Below are 17,167 nucleotides of genomic sequence, written 5' to 3'. Positions count from 1 at the left end.
TGCCCCAAACGTCATACGGGGTCCCAAACATCAGCCCAGCCTCAATAGCATCAAAACCCGTGAGAGAGCCACACCCCACGAGCACAGCCGTCTTCGTCGACCACACCGGTCGCAGAAGCAAGGTGCTGACCGTCACCGCGATCGTCACCGGAGTGCTGGTCACGGCTCTCACGGTGACTCTGCTGGTCGGCGTGCTCGGCGGCATGGTCGGCGGCTCCGGTCTCCCCGCGCTGAACTGGCCGGGGCAGAGTGGCCGGACGGACGCGGCGCATCCGCAGTCACGCTCGCCCAGCCCCTCCCCCTCGCAAAGGACGAGCACCTCCGCCCGGCCTCCGGCGCCGACGCCCGCCGCCCGTCCCACGCGGACGACCACCTCGCCCGCCGCTCGGCCGTCCGCCTCCCGGCCACCCCGGCCGTCCGCCTCCCCGTCCTCCGTCCCGTCCTCCGTCCCGTCCCGCGTCCCCTCCTCGGCGCCGGCCCGGCGGCCCTCGCCGTCCGAGACGGCGGGACCACCTGCGGAACCGTCGCCCGAGGTCACGGAGGCGCCGACGGCGAACCCCGGCCACGGCGGCACACCGCCGGGTCAGGTCGGCCGGACGCGCGGACCCAAGTGAAGAGGGTGAGCACGCGATGACGGCAGGACGGCGCGGCAAGCGGACCGACCCCCGCGGCCACTGGTTCCTCGTGGCGATCGCGGCCCTGCTGACGGCCGGCGCGCTGCTGCTCGACGGCTTCGCGCACAACGTCGTCGGCGAGACCCACGCGCCCCCTGCCGCGGGCGAGGAGCACTCCCCCGAGCTCGACCGGGTCCGCTCGGGCGGGCCGGTCGTGAACGCCTCGGGCCCGCGCCCTCGCACCGTGCGTACGGCCGCCCGGACGGTCGCGCTGACCTTCGACGACGGCCCCGACCCGAAGTGGACCCCCCGGATCCTCGACGTGCTGCGCAGGCACGGCGCCAAGGCGACCTTCTTCGTGGTGGGCGCCCACGTGGCCGAGCACCCCGAGCTGGTCCGCAGGATCCTCGCGGAGGGGCACGAGCTCGGCAACCACACCTACACCCACGCCGACCTGACGACCACCCCGCTCTGGCGCACCCGGCTGGAGATGTCCCTCACGCAGAAGGTCCTCGCGGGCACGACGGGGGTGCACACGCGCCTGGCGCGCCTGCCGTACTCCTCCTCGCCGTCGGCGGTCGGCGGCGCCCAGCTCGCGGCCATGCACGTACTCGGGGACGAGGGATACCTGGTGGCCCTCACCGACCTCGACTCGCGGGACTGGAGCCGTCCCGCGGTCGACCGGATGGTGAGGGACACGCTCCCGCGCCGGGGCCGGGGCGCGGTGGTCATGTTCCACGACGCCGGAGGCGACCGGAGCGGGACTGTGGCCGCCGTCGACGCCTTGCTGAACGCACTGACGAAGAAGGGCTACTCGGCCACCACGCTCACGAAGGCCGCCGGGCTGCCCTCGGCCCACACGCCCACCGGGACCGTCGAGCGCTTCCTCGGGAGCGTTCTCGCCGTCGCTCAGCGGGTCTCGGCCGCCTTCACCGGTTCACTGGGCTGGGTCCTCGCCGTCGCCGGGATGCTCACCCTCGCCCGCCTGGCCTTCTTCGTCTCGCTGGCCTGGGTCCATGCCCGCAGGACCCGCCGCAGGCGCCCGGAGAACGCCCCCAGACGCAGGCGTGACCGCGTGCCCGTGTGGCCGGCCCCTCCGGCCGTGTCGGTGATCGTCCCCGCGTACAACGAGGAGGCGGGGATCGAGGCGACGGTCCGCTCGCTGGTGACGACGGACTACTCGGGACGGGTCGAGGTGCTGGTCGTGGACGACGGTTCCAGCGATCGCACGGCGGAGATCGCCGCCTCGCTGAATCTGCCCGGCGTACGCGTCATACGTCAGCCCAACGGCGGCAAGCCCGCCGCGCTCAACACCGGCATCGCCCACGCCTCACACGACATCCTGATCATGGTGGACGGCGACACCGTCTTCGAGCCGTCGACCATCGGCAACCTCGTCCAGCCGCTCGCCGACCCTTCGGTGGGCGCGGTCAGCGGCAACACGAAGGTCGGCAACCGCCGCGGCATGATCGGCCGATGGCAGCACATCGAGTACGTCATCGGGTTCAACCTCGACCGGCGCGCCTTCGACCTGCTCGGCTGCATGGCGACGGTGCCCGGCGCGATCGGCGCCTTCCGCCGGCAGGCGCTGCTGTCGGTCGGCGGCGTCAGCCTCGACACCCTCGCCGAGGACACCGACCTCACGATGGCGATCTGCCGGGCGGGCTGGCGGGTCGTCTACGAGGAACGGGCCCGGGCCTGGACCGAGGCGCCCACCTCGCTGCGGCAGCTGTGGCGCCAGCGCTACCGCTGGTGCTACGGCACTCTGCAGGCGATGTGGAAGCACCGCGGGGCGGTGCTGGAGCGAGGACCCTTCGGCCGCCGGTGCCTCGGGTATCTCACGCTCTTCCAGGTGGTCCTGCCGTTGCTGGCCCCGGTGGTCGACATCATGGCGGTCTACAGCGTGGCGGTGGCCGATCCGCTGCCCGTCGTCGCGGTCTGGGCCGGATTCGTCACCGCCCAGGCACTCAGCGGGTGGTACGCGCTGCGCTTGGACGGCGAACGGGCGTCGGCGCTGTGGGTGCTCCCGCTGCAGCAGTTCGTCTACCGGCAGCTGATGTATCTGGTGGTCATCCAGTCCGTCGCCACGGCCGTTCTCGGGGTGCGCTTGCGGTGGCACACCGTGCGGCGGGAGGGCACCTTCAACACCCTGAAGAATTTTGAAAACATTCCCGGGAGCGTGGAACCGGTCTTCGCCGAGGCTCCGTCTAAGGAATGAGGGTGCTGCTCGGGACGAAAGTGGCTTTCCCCGCCAAATGGCCGGCGAGGAGAGCCACTTTCTTCTATCTACGGGCTATGCGGTCAGCCAGGCGGTCATGCGGCGCTCGCTCTCGGCGATCTTCGCCAGGCTCACGTTCTCCCCGGCCGTGTGCGCGATGTCGGGGTTGCCCGGGCCGCAGTTGACGGCGGGCATGCCGAGGGCCGAGAACCGCGCGACGTCGGTCCAGCCGAGCTTGGCCCGGGGCGTGCCGCCGATCGCGTCCGCGAACGCCGCGGCGACCGGGTGGGTCAGCCCGGGACGCGCGCCCGGCGCGCCGTCGGTGAGGCGCACGTCGAAGCCGTCGAAGACCTCCTGGACGTGGGCGAACGCCTCCTCCAGCGTGCGGTCGGGGGCGAAGCGGTAGTTCACGGTCACCGCGCACTCGTCCGGGATCACGTTCCCGGCCACCCCGCCGCGTACGCCCACCGCGTTGAGCCCCTCGCGGAACTGGAGGCCGTCCACCACCGGGCGCCGCGCCTCGTAACCGGAAAGGATCTCCAGGACCGGCGCGATGCCGTGGATGGCGTTGACGCCCTCCCACGACCTGGCGCTGTGCGCCCGCACGCCCTTGACCGTGATGTCGGCCCGCAGCGTGCCCTGGCAGCCGCCCTCGATGAGCCCGTCGGTCGGCTCCATCACGACCGCGAAATCACCCGTGATCCACTCGGGATGGGTGCGGGTGAGCCGCAGCAGGCCGCTCCGCTCGGCCTCGACCTCCTCGCAGTCGTAGAAGACGAAGGTGAGGTCGCGGTTCGGCTCGGCCAGCAGGCAGAGCTTGAGCTGGACGGCAACGCCGCTCTTCATGTCGGAGGTGCCGCACCCGTGCAGCACGCCGTCCTCGACCCTGCTGGGCAGGTTGCCCGCCACCGGGACCGTGTCGATGTGCCCGGCGATCACCACGCGCTCGGCCCGGCCGAGATCGGTGCGCGCCACCACGGCGTCTCCGTCCCGCAGCACCGTCAGGTGCGGGAGCGGAACGAGTGCCTCCTCGATGGCGTCGGCCAGCGCCTTCTCCGCGCCGCTCACCGATTCGATGTCCACCAGTCGCGCCGTCAGCGCGCCCACGTCCTGGGCAAGGTCAAGCCGCATGTCACCCGACCTTAATCGACCGGGTCACGCGATCTGCACGGTGGCGACGGGCTTGGCGTCCTTGCGCCAGCCGTCGTGCCCGCTGGCGGCCGTCCAGGTGACGCCCTCGAAACGCACCTGGCGCAGGTGGTACCTCTGTGCGTGGGCGACGTACCAGGCGGCCACCAGCCAGCCGCGCTTGGGCGCGGAGTCCGTCCCGAGCGCGCGGACGAGCTGCTTGCGCGCGGCCTCCGGCTGCGCCGAGGCCGGCTTGTCCGAGGGCGGATACCAGCAGTGCACCGCCTGGGGGACGCGCCCGATGAACGCCGCCGAGAGGATCTTGGCGTCGTACTCGTGCTCGGCGTAGGCCGAGCCGTCGGCGGAGCGCTGCACGGCCTGGGCCGCCTCGTGCAGCGGCAGGGTCCGGTAGTTCTTCACCTTCTCCAGGGCGGCGAAGAACTTCCGCGTCGCGTAGACGGGGTCCTGCAACTGCTCGGCCGTCCCCCAGCCCTGCGAGGGCCGCTGCTGGAAGACGCCCACCGAGTCGCGGTCGCCGTACGGCAGGTTGGCCAGCTTGGACTCCTGGATCGCGGTGACGTAGGCGATCTGGAGGGCGCGCTCGGGCAGCTTGCGCCGCACGGCGACGGCCGCGATGGTGGCGGCGACCTGGGCCTGCTCGATGTCGATGTCGAGCGTGCCGTCGGTGGTCTTGACGATGCAGTGTTCGCCCAGAGCGAACGGCTCGGTCCGCTTCAGCAAGTGGTAGGCGCCGTAGAAGATGGCCGCGGCCAGCAGGGCGACGATGACCATGACGGTCACGACAGGTTTGGTAAGGCGCCGTTCCACGAAGCAGAACCTACCCCGGTGATCAGGGCAGCCGATCCACCCGGACCGAACCGGGGGTGAGCGGGCGGGCGTAGGACGCCTCCCACTGACCACCCTGGACACGCTGGAACGACAGCAGGCGGCCGTCGGCCGCCCGGTAGTCGGCGAAGTCGAGCAGGCCGCGCTCGGGCAGCCCGGTCGTCCCCTCGGAGCGGAAGGCGGCCGTGCCGCGCTCGATCGGGGAGAACTCGACGCCGTCCACGATCAGCATGTGCTTGGCCGGCACCATGCCCTGGGTCGGCACGTCGGTCCACAGCAGGACCTCCAGGTGGAGGGGCTCGCCCTCCCGGCCCGGCCGCTCCTCGACCGACAGCCAGTTGTACCGCCGGGCGCCCTCGTCCAGGAGGTACTCCGTCCACTTCTCGCCCTGCATGGTGCAGTGCAGGGCGCCGGCGGCCCGGTAACGTGCGGCCTCCACGTAGACGGTGTCCCCCACCCGGATCGTGCGGGGGTCGAAGAAGTCCGGGTCCGCCGAGGGGTCGGACGGCGAGGACCCTCCCGCGGGGGCGGGCGGGGTGCGGACCGGCCGCCGCGCCCGGGTGCGCCGGGCCGCGGCGAAGACGCCCAGCACGACGACCGTGGCGAGGCTCAGCACGATCACGATCGCTGTCGTCATGGCGCGCGATCCTACTGGAGGCGGCTGACCGCCGCATCGACGCGCTCGTCCGTGGCGGTGACGGCGATGCGGACGTGGGCACGCCCGGCGTCACCGTAGAACTCGCCCGGCGCGACGAGGATGCCCCGCTCGGCCAGGGCGCGCACCTGGTCCCAGCAGCCGGAGCCGTTCGTGGCCCACAGGTAGAGCCCGGCGGCCGAGTGCTCGACCCGCCAGCCGGCCCGCTCCAGCGCGGGCCGCAGCGCCGCCCGTCGCCGGGCGTACCGCTCGCGCTGCTCGTCGGCGTGCGCGTCGTCGTCCAGCACGGCCGCCGTCGCGGCCTGGACCGGGGCGGGCATCATCATGCCGGCGTGCTTGCGCACCTCCAGCAGCCGCCGTACGAGCCGGGGGTCGCCGGTGACGAAGCCCGCGCGGTATCCGGCGAAGTTCGACCGTTTCGACAGCGAGTGGACCGCGAGCAGGTTCTCGTGGGAGCCCTCGCACACGTCCGGATGGAGGACGGAGACCGGGTGCTCCTCCCAGCCCAGCTCGATGTAGCACTCGTCGGACGCGACGACCGCGCCGCGCTCGCGCGCCCACGCGACGACCTTGCGCAGGTGCTCGGCGGGCAGGACGCGCCCGGTGGGGTTGGACGGCGAGTTCACCCAGACGAGCGGGACCCGCTCCGGGCCCAGCGCGAGGAGCCCGTCGGACGCGTAGGGCTCGGCCCCGGCCAGCCTCGCGCCCACGTCGTAGGTGGGATAGGCGAGTTCGGGGAAGACCACGCGATCGCCGGGCCGCACGCCGAGCAGCGTCGGCAGCCAGGCCACCAGTTCCTTGGAGCCGATGGTCGGCAACACGTCGGCGGGGTCGACCGTGACGCCGTGCCGCCGCCGCAGCCAGCCCGCGGCCGCCTCACGCAGCCGCGGCGTGCCGTACGTCAGGGGATAGCCGGGGCTGTCGGCGGCGGCGGCGAGCGCCTCGCGGGCGACCGGGGGCACCGGGTCTACCGGTGTGCCGACCGACAGGTCGACGATCCCGCCGGGATGCGCCCGTGCCAGGTCCTGATAGGGCACGAGCCGATCCCATGGGAAGTCCGGCAACGCAAGCAAAGAAAATCCCCCAGTCGTCACGGACCACGCCGGTCAGGCGTAGGTCAGTGGTCCTCACCCTGCGGCGGGAGCGCCGCGACCACCGGGTGATCCTTGTTGATCTTGCCGACCTTCGAGGCGCCGCCGGGCGAGCCCAGCTCCTCGAAGAAGTCGACGTTGGCCTTGTAGAAGTCCTTCCACTGCTCGGGAAGGTCGTCTTCGTAGAAAATCGCCTCTACGGGGCACACCGGCTCGCACGCACCGCAGTCCACGCACTCGTCGGGGTGGATGTAGAGCATGCGTTCGCCCTCGTAGATGCAATCGACGGGGCATTCCTCGATGCACGCCTTGTCCAGGACGTCCACGCAAGGCTGCGCGATGACGTACGTCACCTCGGGCTCCTTCTGGGTTGCACGGCTCGACCGCGGGTTGCTAGCCCTAGTATTGCGGTGCCTGCCGACTAGCCGGAACAGGAGGGGGGCAATCGTGGTGGCCCCTCGGCTCGGAGCCCGTTTCGTGATCGCCGTCACCCCCGCCGACGTGGGCAAACGGGTGACGACGCGACGCACGGTGCCCGGTGGGTACCGGGACGCGGTCGGCGTGTTGGAGTCCTGGCACGACGGCGTGCTCATCGTGCGGAAACGGGACGGAAGCCTCGTCGAGATCGCCGAGGACACCCTGGCCGCCGCCAAGGTCGTGCCGCCGGCGCCGCCCGCCCGGTAATCCCCGCGCCTGCAGCGGACGCCGACTCGGTAATCCCCCAGCGCGCCGACGCGAACGGCCGCCGCGACGCGGGGAGCATACGCGGCGTGACCATACGTGCCTGCGTCGTGACGATCTCCTCGGCGGCGATCCTCCTGTCCGCGGCCTCCGCCTGCTCGAAGCCGTCGTCGCCGTCCTCGTCGGACAAGCCGCTGCCTCCCCTGAACCCCCGCGCCGACAGCCTGGAGTCCGGGTTCGGGACCATGGACAGGCTCGTCGAGGCGGCCAAGAAGGAGGGTGCGCTCACCGTCGTGGGCCTGCCGGGCGGCTGGGTGGGTTACAAGGAGATCATCGCGAGGTTCTCCGACAAGTACGGCATCAAGGTGACCTCGATCGCGCCGGAGGCGAGCAGCAAGCAGGAGATCGACACCGCGGCCCGGCTGAAGGGGACCAAGCAGGCGCCGGACGTCTTCGACCTCACCCTGGAGGTCGCGGTCGCCAACGCCAAGCTCTTCGCGCCCTACCGGGTGACCGGCTGGGCGGACATCCCCGACGACGTCAAGGAGCAGAGGGGACGCTGGTTCGCCGCCTACGGCGGCTACATGTCGATCGGCTACGACCCCCGGAAGGTGCCCGCTCCCGCGTCGTACGGCGCGCTGGTCAGGCCCGGGACCGTGGTGGCGCTGCCGGGCGACCCGCGCCGGGTGGCGTCGGCGTTCGACGCCGTGATGGCCGCCTCGCTGGGCAAGGGTCTGCCGGACGCCGCGCGGGGCGTGAACCTGTTCGCGCGGCTGAAGAAGGGCGGCATGCTCGGCCGGCCCGACCAGGCGACCGCCGTGGTGGACTGGGACTTCATGAACGCGGCGCGTGCCGCCTCCGGGCGCGGCGCGGCGGCCTGGCGGGTGACGATCCCCAAGAACGAGGTGCTCGCCTCCTACTACATGCAGGCGGTCAGCGCCGACGCGCCGCACCCCGCCGCCGCCCGGCTCTGGGAGGAGTTCCTGCTGTCCGACGAGGGCCAGAACCTCTTTCTCAAGGCCTTCGCCCGCCCCGCCCGCATCGAGGCGATGGAGATGCGCGACGCGCTCGACGGGGACGCCGCCGCCAGGCTGCCCGGGGTGTCGGGCGACCCGGTCATCCTGAGCGTCCCCGAGCAGGATCGGGCCAAGGCGTACGTGGCCGCGAACTGGGCCCGGATGGTCGGCTGAGCCACCTGATCTCGCGGGGGCGGCGGAAGCCGTAAAGTGTGTCGTCAGCCCAGCAGTCTCACAAGTCGGCATGAGACTGCGGCAATCCCGACACAGGGCACCACGTGTCAGAATGCGAGCCGATCTTGAGGTACGAAACTCCCAGTCTCACCCGATGGAACGCTCGCGCCTACGACAGCTCCTTCGGCTACGTCTCCGCCCACGGTGCTCCGCTGGTGGAACTGCTCGACCCTCGTCCCGGTGAGCGCGTGCTCGACCTCGGGTGCGGCACCGGCGTGCTGACCGCCGACATCGCCAGGCGCGGCGCTCACGTGCTGGGCATCGACGGCTCCCACTCCATGATCGAGCAGGCCATCGCGCACCATCCCGGACTCGACTTCACCGTGGGCGACGGTTACGACTTCACCGTCGCCCAGCCGTACGACGCGGTCTTCTCGAACGCGGCGCTGCACTGGATGAGCCGCGACCCCGACGCGGTGATCGGCTGCGTGCGGGAGGCGCTGCGGCCGGGCGGCCGGTTCGTCGCCGAGATGGGCGGCGCGGGCAACTGCGCGGCCCTGACCGCCGCCGTGTTCACCGCCTGGCGCGAGTACGGCCTGCGCGAGCCCGAGCTGCCGTGGTACTTCCCCAGCCCGGCCGAGTACGCCCTCCGCCTGGAGAAGGGCGGCTTCACGGTCCGGCTGCTGGAGTATTTCGACCGTCCCACCCCCCTCGACGAGTGCCCGAACGGCGCGGCCGACTGGGTCCGGATGTTCGCCGGCTCACTGCTCGACCGGGTCCCCCCGGCGGCCGTGGAGCCGCTGCTGCGCCGGGTCAACGAACTGGCCGCCCCCGCCCTGCGCCGGGAGACCGGCTGGATGGCCGACTACGTCCGCCTCCGCTTCGCAGCCGAACGCCGCTGAGCCGCGAGTCGCGTGAACCCCGAACCTCCACCACAGCGGGGGCGATTTGCCAGACTATGGACTGGTCTCTGTGAGTGATGGGGAAAGCATGAACTTCTGCCTGAGTGACCTCGTGCCACCACTGCGCTGGAGTGACGCTGCCCGTATCACCGCGCTGACCGACCGGCCCGGCCTGCCGGACGCCTGGTGGCGGACGCTGCCCCTGCACCGCGTGCTCGCCGTCCTGGACGCCGAGGCGCTCGGCGACCTGCTCACCGGGCTCGCGCTCGACCACTGGCCGGCGGCGGCCGTCGGCGACGTGCTGCCCGCGTTGTACGTGATGGATCCCGACGAGGCCGACGACCCCCAGGTCGCGATCGCGCTCGACCGGGCGGGGTCGTGGCACGGCCTTCTCGCGCTGTCCGGCCGGGAACTGGCCGACCAGCCGTTCGTCAAGGCCCGGCCCGTGCTGACGGCCCTCTTCACCGCCGTGTTCTCGCAGATGGCCCCCGAAGAGGTGCCTCCGGAGGAGATCCCCCCTCGGGAGGAGGCTGCCGAGCCGGAGCAGGCCGAGCCGGAGCACGCAGCGCCGGCGGAGGAGCCGGAGCACGCCGAGCCGGCGGAGGAGCCGGTTCTGGACCAGGACCTGCCCGCGCTGATCGACGCGGCGTTCGGCGACCTGGACGACCAGACCTGGATGGTGGCGCAGAACCGGGTCTTCACCGGCGAGCCGTCCGCGCCCGAGCAACTGGCCAAACTGCTGGCCGTCCCTCCCGCCGTCATCCACGAGTCGGAAGCGGCCCTGCGCGACCGGCTGTCGCGCTGGCTCGCGCTGCCCGTGGCGGCGCCGTACAACCAGCACCTGGCCCGTCTCACCGACGAGCTCGGAGCCGCGGTCCCGAAGTCGCGGTTCGTCGCGGCCGCCGAGTGGCACGAGCGCGAACTGCGCTCGCTGGAGGTGCCCGCCTGGCGGTTCGTGCTCGCCACGCTCCCCGGCCACCGCCTGTCCGGCGACTGGCTCGTGGCCGGCGACATCGAGGAACTGCGGGAGAAGACGCGGAACCTGATCGCCTCGGCCGAGCGCCCGCCGACCGTCTCCCAGGCGCTGGAGATGATCTCCTCTCTCGGCATACGTCCCGACGTGGCGCGGCAGTGGCTGGAGAGCGTGCCGCAACTGCGCGCCCAGAAGGCGGACCGCCGGCAGAGCGGGCTCAAGGACGTGGCGCTGACCCGGCGGTGTTTCCGGCAGCCGGACGGCAGGTGGTGGCTCAGGGTGGACGTGTCCGGCGAACACCTCGACGGTGTCGAGGTGCCGCTGCCGAGCGGGTTCGCCGCCTACATCGGCCTCGTGCCGGGCGAGGACCGCACGGTGCACAGCGCGGCCGGCGAGGTCGCGCTCTCCTGGCGCGCGCGGCCGGCCCTGGACTCCCTCCGGGGGATTCTCAGCGAGATCTCCGCGGAGGAGGGCAGCCACATCTTCCTGACCCTGTCCGAGGAGGGCATGCTGCGCGTACGGCACCTGCCCGCCGCCGACGGCGGCGACCAGACGAGCCGGGCCCTGCGCCTGGTGGGCTACACCACGCCGAGCGGCACGCCCGAGCAGGCGGAGCAGGTGATCGCGACGCGCGTCGGCCTCGCCGGAGACGTCGAGCGGCCGGAACTCCTCGCGCGGCTGCGTGAACGCGGGGACCGCGACCTTCTGACCCTGCTGGGATAGCCCATGCCCCGGCTCGCGATCTCCCCGGAGTTCCTGCGCGGGCTCGGCGCGCTCACCCGGCCCGTCCGCCGGGACGTCGCCGTCGCGGTACGCCGGTTCCTGCTGAACGCGTCCGCCGCGCCGCACCCCGAGAGGGTGCGCAACAGCCGCGATCCCCGCGTCGCCACGCTCCGGCTGGCCGACCGTCACCGGGGGGTGGTGGTGCGGCAGGAGGACGTCTACTGGCTGCTCACCGTGCTCCCGGACGCCGAGGCGTGGTCGTACGCCCAGCGGCACAGGGTCGGCGTCAACACGGCGATCGGGATCGTCGAGACCTGGGACGCCGAGGCCCTCGAACGGATCGAGCCCGCCCTGCGCCGCGCGGCGGAGTCCGGCGGGCGGCCGATCTTCGAGAACTGGTGCGACACCGACCTGCTGAACATCGGCGTCGACGCCCGCCTGCTGCCGCTGCTGCGGCTGATGACGTCGGAGTCGCATCTCACGGCCGTGGAGCCCATGCTCCCGCAGAGCCAGTACGCGCCGCTCGCGGCGCTCGCCCGCGGCGGCTCGCTCGCCGCGGCCTGGCGCGAGCTGGACGCCTGCCGCTCGCGCGTCGCCGACGACGTCGACCCCGAGGACCTGCTCGCGGCGCTGCGGCGCAGCCCCGACCGGGCCGCGTTCGCCGCCGACGCCGCCGAGCTCGAGCGCATCCTCACGCTGCCCGCCTGGTGCACGTTCCTGTACCCGCCGCAGCACACGTACGCCAACTGGCCGGCGTACGAGCAGCCGGTGCTGATCACCGGGGGCGCGGGCACCGGCAAGACGGTGATCGCGCTGCACCGGGCCGCCCTGCTGGCCCGCGCGGCCACCGGCCCGGTGCTGCTCGTCACGTTCTCACAGGGCCTCGCGACCGAGCTGTCCGCGCGGCTCGACATGATCATCGATGACGAGCTGGTCCGCAAGCGCGTCGAGGTGGGCAACGTGGACCGGATCGCCCACCGCATCGTCGCCGCGGCGGAGGGCCGCGCCCCGGCGCTCGTCTCCTCCGACGACCTGGCCGACCTGTGGCAGGAGGCGGCCGTCGGGCGCTTCGGCAGCGCCTTCCTGCTGCGCGAATGGGAGCAGGTGATCCTCGCGCAGGACCTTCGCACGCTGGAGGAGTACCAGGCCGCGGCCCGGCCCGGCCGCGGCGTCCGCCTGGACGCCGAGGCGAGGACGATGGTGTGGGAGGCCGTCCAGCACGTCGTACGACGGCTGCGCGAGTCCGGCCGGCGCACCCTGCTCCAGCTCGCCTCCGAGGCGGCGGGCCTGCTCGGACGGGCCGTCGGCGATCTGCTGGGCGACGAGGCGCCGGGGCGGGAGCCGTACCGGCACATCGTCGTGGACGAGGCGCAGGACCTGCACCCGGCGCAGTGGCGGCTGCTGCGCGCGGCGGTCCCCGCCGCCCCGAACGACCTGTTCATCCTGGGGGACCCGCACCAGCGGATGTTCGACACGCGGGTGGCGCTCGCGGACGTCGGCATCCCCGCCCGCGGGTTCCGCCTGAGGATCTCCCACCGGCTGCCCGCCGAGATCCTCTCGTGGGGGGTGCGACTGCGGGGCGGCGGCCCCGCGGACGGTCTGGTCGCGGGCAACGCCGCGATGTACGGCTACCGCGCGCTGGACCACGGCCGGCGTCCCGTGGTGCGTGAGTACGTGAGCGCGGAGGCGGAGATCACCGGGCTCGTCTCCACCGTGGCCGAGTGGCTGGAGGAGGGCGTGCCGACCGCGCAGATCGCGGTCGCCGCCCGCACCCCCGACCTCGTGCGCAACGCACGCACCGCACTACGCGAAGCGGGCATCACGGTCAAAGTCACGTCCCTTCATGGCATGAAAGGGCTGGAATTCCGTCGGGTGGCCGTGATAGGCGTGGCTGACGGAATCGTGCCGGCGCCGGACGCGCTGACCCCGGCCGACGAGGACCCGACGGCCCGGGCGCACGATCTGCAACGCGAACGGGGGCTGCTCTACGTGGCATGTACGCGGGCAGGGGAGTTGCTCTACGTGTCCTATTCCGGCCGAGCCAGTCCCTTCATCCCGGCCTGACGTCGGATCCCCTAGTCTGAACTGCGGATATATTCCCCTTGCCGGTTGGACCTGCATGAACCTCAGCCTTAGCGACATCGTGCCTCCGCTGCGCTGGACCGCGCCCAGCCAGGTAGAGCCGATCGCGAGCGACCCCGGTCTTCCCGACGCGTGGTGGCAGGCGCTCCCCCTCGACCGGGCCTGTGCGGCGGTGGGGACCGGCCAGGTCGCCTCCCGGCTCGCCGATCTCACGATCGCCTGCTGGGCGCACCTGGTCCTCGGCGACATCCTGCCGCTGCTGAGGTTCACCCACCCCGAGGAGAGCCTGCAGACGCCCGGCCCCCGGGAGAGCGTCCACGAGCTGTACGTCGACGTGATCGACAAGCTGCTGGCCACCGAGCCGGCGCGGGAGCCGGCCGGAGCCGCGGTCCCGCCCGCTCTCCCCGAGCGGCCGATGCCCGAGATCATCGACGAGATCTTCGCGCGGCTGGACGACCGTCAGCGGGCCATCGCGCGGGACCGGCTCTACTTCGACGCCTCCCAGCAGCCGGGCCAGGCCCAGCGGGCCACACTGGACGAGCTGGCCCAGCGTTTCTCGGTCACCCGCGAGCGCATACGGCAGATCGAGCGCGACCTGCGCGACCACGTGATGGACTGGCTGAACGGACCGGCCGCCGCGCCGCTGAACGCCCACCTGTCCTGGCTGCGCACCCGGCTGGGCTCGGCCGTGCCCGCCGACGACCTCGCGGCGGCCGTGCCGTGGCACCGTACCGAGCTGATCACGCTCGCGATCCCCGCCTGGCGGTTCGTCCGCACGCTGCTCACGGGGTACGAGCAGGTGGACGGCTGGCTGGTCGCGGGCGGCGCGGACGAGCTCAGGGAGAAGACGCGGCAGCTGTTCGCCGACGGCCCCCGGCCACTCGACGAGGCGGTCTCCCTCGTCTCCCAGCTCGGCATCCGGGAGGACATCGCCGAGCGCTGGCTCGCGTCGGTGCCGCACCTACGCGTGCTGGACGGCCACGTCGTCCCCTGGCCGCGCAGCATGGGCGACAAGGCGGAGGCCGTGCTGGCGGTGACCCACGCGCCGCTCACCCCCGAGGAGATCCAGACGCGCATCGGCGAGGACTACAGCCTCGTCGGCATCCGCAACCAGCTCGCCTCCGACGAGCGGTTCATCCGGCTCGACCGCAGCAAGTACGGCCTGCGCCGCTGGGGCGGCGACGAGTACCTCGGCATCCGGGAGATGATCATTCGGGAGATCGAGCGCGCGGGCGGCGAGGCGTCCGTGAGCACGGTGGTGGACAACCTGACCTCCCGCTACGACGTGAGCGAGAGCTCCATCAGGGCGTACGCCGGAGGGCCGGGGTTCGAGCGGACCCAGCGCGGCTACATCAGGGTGGCCGGGCAGGACCAGGCCGAGCCGTACCAGCCGCGCCGCGACGTGTCGATGACCCGCCGCTGCTTCCGCAGCAGGGACGGCCGCTGGTGGCACCGGGTGGACGTGAACGCCGAGCACCTGCGGGGCTCGGGCTCCCCGCTGCCGACCGGTTTCGCCGCGCACCTCGGCATGGCGCCCGGCGGCCAGCTCACCGCCTCCACCGCGTCGGGTGAGGTGGTGATCAGCTGGCACAACCAGCCGACGATCGGCTCGATCAGGAACGTGCTGGCCGAGTACAACGCGTCCGAGGGCGACCACGTCTTCCTCACGGTCTCCGACGGCGGCGAGCTGCTGACCCGTTTCCTGCCCGCCGCGGCGGCCGGGCTGCCCGCGATCAACCAGGCGCTGCACCTGATCGGGTACACCGCTCCGGTGGCGTCGGAGGCCGAGGGCCTGCGGCTCATCGGCGCGCGCATCGGCCTGCCCGAGGGGATCGCCCGCGAGGAGGTCCTCGATCGCCTGCGCGAGCGCGGCGACCGCGACATCCTGACCTTCCTCGCCTGACTCCGGGCGGAGTGATGTCGGGGGCAGCACGTAGGCTCGGACCATGTTGCGGCTCCACGACACCCTGACCCGGCAGGTCGTGCCTGCCGCCCCGGCCGGCTCGCGAATCCTGCGGGTGTACACCTGTACCGCGCATGAGACCGCCGGTCTCGCCGACCTACGCCCCGCCCTGCTCGCCGACCTGGTCCGCCGCCTCGCCGAGCGCGCCGGACTGCGGGTGCTCGCCTGCCGCAACGTCTCCGACCTCGGTGGCGGAGACGGCGCCTCACTGGACGCCGACACGCTCGCGCTCAACATGCGCGCCCCCGAGCACTCCCCCCGGACCAGCGAGACCATGGGCGTGGTGATCGAGCTCATCGGACGGCTCATCGAGCGCGGCCACGCCTACGTGACCCCCGAGGGGGCGGTGTTCTTCGACGCGGCATCCTTCCCCACGTACGGCGACATCTCCGGCAAGCCCGACGCGGTCTCCGACTGGCCCCTGTGGGAGCCCCTGGGGGATTCGACGGACGGCGGCGCCGGGTCGGCCTGGAACGCCCCCTGGGGACGCGGTCTCCCCGGCCGCGACATCGAATGTTCGGCCACGCCGCTGCGCTTCCTCGGCGCGCGCTTCGACCTGTACGTGGGCGGGGCCGACCTGTGCTTCCCCCACCACGAGCGGGCGCGGGCCCAGTCGAACGCCGCGACGGGTCAGGAGGCCGCCGCCCACTGGGCGCACTCCGGGCGCCTGCTGTTCGACGGCCGCCCCGCCGGCACCGGCGACGTGGTCTCGCTGTCCGGCGTCGCCGCCGCCGGCCTCGACCCCCTCGCCGTACGGCTGGCCCTGCTCGAGCACCACTACCGGCGACCGGTCGACCTCACCTGGGACGCCCTCCGCACCGCCGATGAAGAACTGCGGCGGCTCCGGCGCCGGGTCGCCGAATGGGCCGAATCGCCGAGCCGACCGATCGACGATGCCCACGCCCAGCGCGTCCAGCAGGCCTTGGACGACGACCTCGACACGCCGGAGGCGCTGCGCCTGTTGCGCGACCTGGAGGCCGACGAGTCGGTCGCGCCGGGTTCCAAGTTCGAGACCTTCCTCCACTTCGACCACGTGCTCGCCCTCGATCTCCCCGCCGACATCGGCCGGATCTGACGGGCACTCCCCGCCCAACCTGTCGCTCCAACAAATCGCCGCTCACAGGTGTTCGCGATGCGACGGCGTGAAAGAATTCATACAAGAGTTCGATTTTGGTGGGGAGGCGCGATGGATCCGCTAGCTGTCGATCCTGATTTCCCTCATCCTTCGAACAGCCCCGACGGCGGCTGGTGGGAGCGGCTGACTGCCGAGTCACCGTTGTGGGCCTCCAGAAATTCGTGCACCTGCGGCTGTGGAGCCGCGACCGGAGGAGCCTCCGGCCATAACGACAGCCGCCCCGCCGACCACGGTGAGGAGGCCGGGAGCTCCGCCGGGGCGGGTTCTGTTGGGGCGGACTCTGCCGGGGCGGATACCGCCGGTGCGGACACCGCTGGCGCGGGTGATCGGCGGGGCCGGTCGTCGTGGGTGCTGGTGGCCTCGGTGCGGGAGTCGGCGCAGGCGTTGGCGTCGGCGCCGGTTCCCGACGATGCGGACATCTGCCTGGCCGAGGCCGAGGACCTGTTGTTCGCCCGGGATCGGATCACGTCTGCTCTTGCGGATCGGGTGGCGCGGGTGCATCGGGTGGGGCAGGCCAGGCGGCACGGTCATGCCTCCACCCGCAGTTGGCTGCGCACCTCGGGCGGGATGACCGTCGTCGGTGCGGGCCGGCTGCTGACGTTGGCGGTGGAGCTGGCCCGCCTGCCTCGGGTGCGGGAGAAGTTCGCCGCCGGCGAGCTGGCGGCCGGAGTGGCCGAAGCCATCTGCGCGGCGATCTCCGGGTTGCCGGATGAGCAGGCCGCGCTGGCCGAGCCGATCCTGGTGGAGCTGGCGGCCAGGGCGGGCGCGGCGGAGGTGGCCAAGGCGGGTCGTTATCTGCGGGCGGTGCTGGACCCCGATGGTGAGGACCGCGATGAGCGGGCCGACTACGCGCGGCGGTTCCTCCGGGTCCGCCCGGGCAAGGGCGGCGGGCTGGAAGGGGAGTTCTATCTCCCGCGTGAGCACGCCGCCCGGTTGCAGGCGTTGCTGGACGCCTACGCCAAACCG

At 72.5% G+C, this 17,167-nt stretch carries 15 protein-coding genes; 10 read left to right on the top strand and 5 right to left on the bottom strand.

Translation table 11 applies throughout. The annotated features are described in order from the left end of the window. The first annotated feature begins 59 nt into the window (after positions 1-59). Entirely contained in the window at positions 60-614 is a 555-nt protein-coding gene (locus tag AAH991_RS25075; RefSeq protein WP_346228354.1) for a hypothetical protein, read from the top strand. A gap of 16 nt (positions 615-630) precedes the next feature. Then, complete coding sequence (locus AAH991_RS25070; protein ID WP_346228353.1) at positions 631-2,832, top strand: bifunctional polysaccharide deacetylase/glycosyltransferase family 2 protein; 2,202 nt, start codon at positions 631-633, stop codon at positions 2,830-2,832. A 75-nt stretch (positions 2,833-2,907) separates the two neighbouring features. On the opposite strand, the gene dapE is transcribed toward AAH991_RS25070, so the two are convergent. From dapE to fdxA, 5 genes are read right to left on the bottom strand one after another with little or no spacing between them, the layout of a single operon-like run. Beyond that, the gene (gene dapE / locus AAH991_RS25065; protein WP_346228352.1) at positions 2,908-3,963 is read right to left on the bottom strand and encodes a succinyl-diaminopimelate desuccinylase; all 1,056 of its coding nucleotides are present in this window, start codon (positions 3,961-3,963) and stop codon (positions 2,908-2,910) included. A gap of 24 nt (positions 3,964-3,987) precedes the next feature. Beyond that, the gene (locus AAH991_RS25060; RefSeq protein WP_346228455.1) at positions 3,988-4,752 is read right to left on the bottom strand and encodes a hypothetical protein; all 765 of its coding nucleotides are present in this window, start codon (positions 4,750-4,752) and stop codon (positions 3,988-3,990) included. Positions 4,753-4,810: 58 nt separating this feature from the next. Continuing rightward, positions 4,811-5,443 (bottom strand): DUF4178 domain-containing protein, encoded by a 633-nt coding sequence (locus AAH991_RS25055; protein WP_346228351.1) that lies wholly within the window; start codon positions 5,441-5,443, stop codon positions 4,811-4,813. An 11-nt stretch (positions 5,444-5,454) separates the two neighbouring features. Continuing rightward, entirely contained in the window at positions 5,455-6,534 is a 1,080-nt protein-coding gene (dapC, locus tag AAH991_RS25050) for a succinyldiaminopimelate transaminase (RefSeq protein WP_346228350.1), read from the bottom strand. 44 nt (positions 6,535-6,578) lie between these two features. Next, complete coding sequence (fdxA, locus tag AAH991_RS25045) at positions 6,579-6,905, bottom strand: ferredoxin (protein ID WP_346228349.1); 327 nt, start codon at positions 6,903-6,905, stop codon at positions 6,579-6,581. 94 nt (positions 6,906-6,999) lie between these two features. On the opposite strand from fdxA, the gene AAH991_RS25040 reads away from it, so the two are divergent. The 8 genes from AAH991_RS25040 to AAH991_RS25005 form a co-directional block, all read left to right on the top strand. Then, positions 7,000-7,236, top strand: a complete 237-nt coding sequence (locus AAH991_RS25040; protein ID WP_428834021.1) for a putative acetyltransferase — start codon at positions 7,000-7,002, stop codon at positions 7,234-7,236. Positions 7,237-7,322: 86 nt separating this feature from the next. Then, a complete protein-coding gene (locus AAH991_RS25035) occupies positions 7,323-8,423 on the top strand; it encodes an ABC transporter substrate-binding protein (RefSeq protein WP_346228348.1) in 1,101 nt (366 codons plus the stop codon). A 125-nt stretch (positions 8,424-8,548) separates the two neighbouring features. Further along, positions 8,549-9,325, top strand: a complete 777-nt coding sequence (locus AAH991_RS25030) for a class I SAM-dependent methyltransferase (RefSeq protein WP_346228347.1) — start codon at positions 8,549-8,551, stop codon at positions 9,323-9,325. Positions 9,326-9,395: 70 nt separating this feature from the next. Next, on the top strand, positions 9,396-11,021 hold the full coding sequence (locus AAH991_RS25025) for a hypothetical protein (RefSeq protein ID WP_346228346.1): 1,626 nt from the start codon (positions 9,396-9,398) through the stop codon (positions 11,019-11,021). Positions 11,022-11,024: 3 nt separating this feature from the next. Further along, positions 11,025-13,085, top strand: a complete 2,061-nt coding sequence (locus AAH991_RS25020; protein WP_346228345.1) for a UvrD-helicase domain-containing protein — start codon at positions 11,025-11,027, stop codon at positions 13,083-13,085. Positions 13,086-13,140: 55 nt separating this feature from the next. After that, on the top strand, positions 13,141-15,006 hold the full coding sequence (locus tag AAH991_RS25015) for a sigma factor-like helix-turn-helix DNA-binding protein (protein WP_346228344.1): 1,866 nt from the start codon (positions 13,141-13,143) through the stop codon (positions 15,004-15,006). 43 nt (positions 15,007-15,049) lie between these two features. Further along, a complete protein-coding gene (locus AAH991_RS25010) occupies positions 15,050-16,141 on the top strand; it encodes a cysteine--tRNA ligase (RefSeq protein ID WP_346228343.1) in 1,092 nt (363 codons plus the stop codon). 408 nt (positions 16,142-16,549) lie between these two features. Next, the coding region (locus AAH991_RS25005; RefSeq protein WP_346228342.1) for a DUF222 domain-containing protein at positions 16,550-17,167 on the top strand (618 nt) is incomplete at its 3' end.

This window comes from Microbispora sp. ZYX-F-249 (assembly GCF_039649665.1).
Taxonomy (GTDB): Bacteria; Actinomycetota; Actinomycetes; order Streptosporangiales; family Streptosporangiaceae; genus Microbispora; species Microbispora maris.
Note: the sequence above shows the minus strand (reverse complement) of the source record. Positions and strands in the feature narration are given on the sequence as shown.

What these genes read in the sequence shown, in the direction of transcription:
- AAH991_RS25070 (WP_346228353.1), top strand. Translation starts at nt 631, where the DNA reads ATGACGGCAGGACGGCGCGGCAAGCGGACCGACCCCCGCGGCCACTGG.
- dapE (WP_346228352.1), bottom strand. Translation starts at nt 3,963, where the DNA reads ATGCGGCTTGACCTTGCCCAGGACGTGGGCGCGCTGACGGCGCGACTG.
- AAH991_RS25015 (WP_346228344.1), top strand. Translation starts at nt 13,141, where the DNA reads ATGAACCTCAGCCTTAGCGACATCGTGCCTCCGCTGCGCTGGACCGCG.
- AAH991_RS25010 (WP_346228343.1), top strand. Translation starts at nt 15,050, where the DNA reads ATGTTGCGGCTCCACGACACCCTGACCCGGCAGGTCGTGCCTGCCGCC.
- AAH991_RS25055 (WP_346228351.1), bottom strand. Translation starts at nt 5,443, where the DNA reads ATGACGACAGCGATCGTGATCGTGCTGAGCCTCGCCACGGTCGTCGTG.
- AAH991_RS25020 (WP_346228345.1), top strand. Translation starts at nt 11,025, where the DNA reads ATGCCCCGGCTCGCGATCTCCCCGGAGTTCCTGCGCGGGCTCGGCGCG.
- AAH991_RS25060 (WP_346228455.1), bottom strand. Translation starts at nt 4,752, where the DNA reads ATGGTCATCGTCGCCCTGCTGGCCGCGGCCATCTTCTACGGCGCCTAC.